This is a genomic window from Rhizobacter sp. P2_H2 (assembly GCF_056403375.1).
The window spans coordinates 1-4,590 of record NZ_JBFUFP010000397.1; the positions used below are offsets into that span (position 1 = coordinate 1).

Here is a 4,590-nt window from a genome sequence, read left to right on the forward strand (position 1 = left end):
GCAGGAAGCCGTGCGGGGCCGGGGAACGGTGACGTTGTTTGTCAATCATGTGAACTCCATGTTTCCGGATCGCCCCGAAACCGCGGGGACGACCGCCCGGCGCGGGATTTCCGGCCAGGCGAGGGCATGGAAGCGATCTTCGTGCCAGCTTGGGGCGATGCGCTCAGCGGCAGTTCACCGGCAGGAAGTTGGTCGGCACATCGGTCTTGTCGAGGCCCTTGACCGTCATCTTGGCCGGCACCGGCGCATGGCCGCAGACCCACGAGACCGGCACGACCGGTGCGTCTTCGACGACGGCCGGACGCAGCGTCAGCGTCTTGCCGCGGATCGCGCCGTTGGCCTGGTTGCCGAAGGTGATCTGGATCGCGCCCGATTCGACCGCCACCGAACTCACCAGCGTGCTGACGATCTTGTCGCTCGCCGGCAGCCCGGCGGCGGCGTTGTCCAGCGGCAGCGTCTTGGTGGTGCTCCAGGCGGCGGCCACCGGCGCCTTGGCGATGTCGGCCAGCTTGACCGCATCGACCAGCTGCCCGCGCACCAGCCGGCCCTGCATGCTGGGCATGGCCAGCGTGGCGAGGATGGCGATGACGGCCACCACGACCATCAGCTCGATCAGCGTGAATCCGCGGGAAGGGCAAGGGGGGCGTGCGTGCATGCGGGCCTCGTAGCGATGGCGCATTCTGCCGTGGCGCCGCCGCCGCGCCGGTTTCGATCGGTGACCTGCGCCGGCTTGCCCTGCGGCGGCGGGCGGGTTAGAAACGCCCCCATCCGGCACCCCTGCGCCGGCACCGCGGAGACTGCATGGCCCGATTCGATCCTGACCGCCTCGACCGGCAATACGACAACCGGGCCCGCCATCCGGAGCACCCGGCGATCTTCGAGCGGTGGGCGCGCGCGTCGGCGCTGTCGCGCGACGGGCTGTCGCGGCGCATCGACGTGCCGTACGGCGACGGGCCGAACGAGACGCTCGACATCTTCCCGGCCGCACGCGCCGGCGCCCCGGTGCTGGTGTTCATCCACGGCGGCTGGTGGCGCTCGCTGGACAAATCCCAGCATTCCTTCCTCGCGCCGACCTTCGTGCATGCCGGCGCCATGGTGGTGGTGCCGAACTACGCGCTGTGCCCCGGCGCGCGGGGGGCGCCGGTGGGCGTCGATTCCATCGCGCTGCAGATGGTCAAGGCGCTGGCCTGGGTGTGGCGCAACGCGGCGCTGTACGGCGGCGACCCGCTGCGCATCATCGTGGCCGGGCACTCGGCCGGCGGCCACCTGGCGGCGATGCTGCTGAACTGCGAATGGCCCCAGGTGGGAATCGACCTGCCGCCGCACCTGGTGCGCGGCGCGTTGGCGGTCAGCGGCGTGTTCGACCTGGAGCCGGTGCGGCGCGCGCCCTTCCTCGCGGACGACCTGCGGCTCACGCCGGCGCTGGCCGCGAAGCTGAGCCCGGTGGCGATGCCGGCACCGAACGGCGTGCTGTGCGCTGTCGTCGGGGGTGACGAGAGCGAGGAATTCCTGCTGCAGAACGACGCGATCCGCATCGCCTGGGGCGAGCGCGCGGTGCCGGTGTGCGAGCGCATCCCCGGCGCCAACCACTTCACCGTGCTGCACGACCTGGCGTCGCCGGGCGGGCGGCTCAACCACCTGGCGCGCCAGCTGCTCGGGCTGGGATGACCGGTTCGGCGATTTTCCTTCCTCGCGATTTTTCCTTGCTCGTTTACCCGCAGAAAACATAGCCGTCTGCTATGCACTGCATTGAAGCTTTGTATTTGCCGCGCGCCGGCGGTCGCGCTACGGTTCGCCGGTCCACTTCATTCACTAGCTGGAGAGCGCCATGGGATTGAAAGGATCGAAGACCGAGCAGAACCTGAAGGATGCGTTTGCCGGCGAGTCGCAGGCCAACCGCCGCTACCTCTACTTCGCGAACAAGGCCGACATCGAAGGGCAGAACGACGTGGCGGCGCTGTTCCGCTCCACGGCCGAGGGCGAGACCGGCCATGCGCACGGCCACCTCGAGTTCCTGGAGGCCGTGGGCGACCCGGCGACCGGGCTGCCGATCGGCTCGAGCCGGCAGAACCTGCTGGCCGCGGTGGCCGGCGAGACGCACGAGTACACCGACATGTACCCGGGCATGGCACGCCAGGCGCGCACCGAAGGCTTCGACGAGATCGCCGACTGGTTCGAGACGCTGGCCAAGGCCGAGCGCTCACACGCGAACCGATATCAAAAGGCACTGGACGCGCTGGTCGATTGACAACAGCATGACCCGCGAAGGGAACCTCGAAGCGCCCACACGCCATCCGGTCGACTGGAAGAACCCCTCGTTCTACGACGAGGGGGCGTGCCTCCATGAGATGGAGCGCGTCTTCGACATCTGCCATGGCTGCAGGCGCTGCGTGAGCCTGTGCCAGTCGTTCCCGACGCTGTTCGACCTGGTCGACGGGAGTTCGACCGGCGAGGTCGACGGCGTCGCGAAGCCGGACTACTGGAAGGTGGTCGACCAGTGCTACCTGTGCGACCTCTGCTACATGACGAAGTGCCCGTATGTTCCGCCGCACCCGTGGAACCTGGACTTCCCGCACACGATGCTGCGTGCCAAGGCGATCAAGTTCAAGAAGGGCGAGGTCGGCGCCGGCGAGCGCTTCCTCGCGTCGACCGACGTGCACGGCCAGTTCGCCGGCATCCCGGTGGTGGTGCAGGTGGCGAATGCGCTGAACCGCACGAAGCCGATGCGCAAGCTGCTCGACGCCACGCTGCACGTGCACCCCGAGGCCTGGCTGCCCGATCTCGCCGCGAGCCGCTTCCGCTGGAGCGCGAAGAAGCAAGGGGCAGCCGTGGCGGTGACGAACGGCGAGCGCACGCCCGGCAAGGTGGCGATCTTCGCGACCTGCTACGTCAACTACAACGAGCCCGGCATCGGCCATGACCTGCTGAAGGTGCTGGCGCACAACGACATCCCGTACGAGATCGTCGAGAAGGAGTCGTGCTGCGGCATGCCGAAGCTGGAGCTCGGCGACCTCGATGCGGTGGCGAAGCACAAGGAGGCCAACGTGCCGGTGCTCGCGCGCTACGCGAAGGAGGGTTTCGCGATCCTGAGCGCGATCCCGAGCTGCACGCTGATGTTCAAGCAGGAGCTGCCGCTGATGTTCCCCGACGACGCGGACGTGAAGCGCGTGCAGGAGGCGATGTTCGACCCGTTCGAGTACCTGATGGCGCGCCACAAGGACGGCCTGCTGAAGACCGACTTCAAGCAGCCGCTCGGCAAGGTGAGTTACCACATTCCCTGCCACGGCCGGGTGCAGAAGATCGGCAGGAAGACCGAGGAGGTGCTGAAGCTGATCGGTCAGCGGGTATCGGTGCAGCTCAACACGGTGGAGCGCTGCTCCGGGCATGCCGGCACCTATGGCGTGAAGACGCCGTACCACCCGGTCGCGATGAAGATCGGCCGGCCGGTGTTCAAGGCGATGGCGATGAACGAGCCGGACTACATCAGCTCCGATTGCGCGCTGGCCGGGCACCACATCGCGCAGGGCATGGCGCAGCAAGGCGCGCCGGCGTCGAAGCTTGCGCACCCGCTGAGCCTGGTGCGCATCGCCTACGGACTCTGAGGGAGCGATCGAGATGATCACGAAGGACAGCCTGCTGACGCTGGAGGCCTACGCGAAGATACGCACCGCGCAGCGGGCCGGCTTCATCGCGCACCGGCGGCGGCGCTCGGTGGCGCTGGGCGAGCACGTCACCGTGCAGTTCGAGGACGAGCAGACGATCCGCCGCCAGATCCAGGAGATGCTGCACATCGAGAAGATCTTCGACGAAGCCGGCATCCAGGGCGAGATCGAGGCCTACGCGCCGCTGCTGCCCGACGGCGGCAACTGGAAGGCGACGATGCTGATCGAGTACCCCGACGTGCACGAGCGCCGCCGCGAACTGGCGCGGCTGATCGGCATCGAGGACCGCATGTTCGTCGAGGTCGAGGGCCACCCGCGCGTCTACGCGATCGCCGACGAAGACCTCGACCGCGAGACCGACGAGAAGACCTCGGCGGTGCATTTCCTGCGCTTCGAGTTTCCGCCCGCCGCACGCGAGGCGCTGCGCGCCGGGGCGGCCTGCAAGCTGGGTTGCGACCACACGAACTACCCGGCGCATGTGGCGATCGGCCCGGAGACGCTGGCGTCGCTGGCGGGGGATCTGCGCTAGGCCGCGGGTTTCACTGAAAGTGAAGGGCTGCAGGGTCTTGCAGCAGCCAATGGCTGTGCAAGTCGGCCAGTTGGGCTGCTTCCTCCAGGCTGACGATGTCGAATATCTGGCCCAGTTTGATCCAGCGAAGCCTTTCCAGCGCCTGTCGTTCGCAGGTCGAGGGGGCTTTCATCAGGTGCAGCATGGCCTGCCGCCGCGTGTCGCGCGCGGCCTTCCAGATCTTCCTGGACACGCGCAGCACGCCATGGCAGTCGCGCAGATCGGGGGCGGCGGCCCGGCCCACCAGATGACCGGCGACCACGGTGCCGATGTCCGACACGGGTCCGAGCTGGCGCTGGGCCAGGACGACATTGACGAATGCGCTGCAGGCCGGGCCCATCATGCCGACTGGTGCGAGGT

Annotated in this window: 6 protein-coding genes; 4 read left to right on the forward strand and 2 right to left on the reverse strand. The window is 68.1% G+C overall.

All coding sequences use genetic code 11. The features are described from left to right. Positions 1 to 163 precede the first annotated feature (163 nt). Positions 164 to 655: a pilin gene (locus tag AC1D15_RS18855; RefSeq protein ID WP_052212915.1), complete on the reverse strand. Its 492-nt coding sequence runs from the start codon at positions 653 to 655 to the stop codon at positions 164 to 166. A gap of 146 nt (positions 656 to 801) precedes the next feature. Between AC1D15_RS18855 and AC1D15_RS18860 the strand changes: the two genes are divergently transcribed. The 4 genes from AC1D15_RS18860 (at position 802) to AC1D15_RS18875 (ending at position 4,191) form a co-directional block, all read left to right on the forward strand. Then, positions 802 to 1,668, forward strand: coding sequence for an alpha/beta hydrolase (locus AC1D15_RS18860; RefSeq protein ID WP_047510031.1), 867 nt, complete (start codon positions 802 to 804; stop codon positions 1,666 to 1,668). A gap of 160 nt (positions 1,669 to 1,828) precedes the next feature. Next, complete coding sequence (locus tag AC1D15_RS18865; RefSeq protein ID WP_047510032.1) at positions 1,829 to 2,248, forward strand: rubrerythrin family protein; 420 nt, start codon at positions 1,829 to 1,831, stop codon at positions 2,246 to 2,248. A gap of 7 nt (positions 2,249 to 2,255) precedes the next feature. After that, positions 2,256 to 3,602: a (Fe-S)-binding protein gene (locus tag AC1D15_RS18870; protein ID WP_477827184.1), complete on the forward strand. Its 1,347-nt coding sequence runs from the start codon at positions 2,256 to 2,258 to the stop codon at positions 3,600 to 3,602. Between the two features lie 13 nt (positions 3,603 to 3,615). Further along, positions 3,616 to 4,191: a DUF3501 family protein gene (locus tag AC1D15_RS18875; RefSeq protein ID WP_477827185.1), complete on the forward strand. Its 576-nt coding sequence runs from the start codon at positions 3,616 to 3,618 to the stop codon at positions 4,189 to 4,191. A gap of 10 nt (positions 4,192 to 4,201) precedes the next feature. On the opposite strand, the gene AC1D15_RS18880 is transcribed toward AC1D15_RS18875, so the two are convergent. Then, on the reverse strand, positions 4,202 to 4,590 hold a 389-nt coding region (locus tag AC1D15_RS18880), incomplete at its 5' end, for a hypothetical protein (RefSeq protein WP_477827186.1).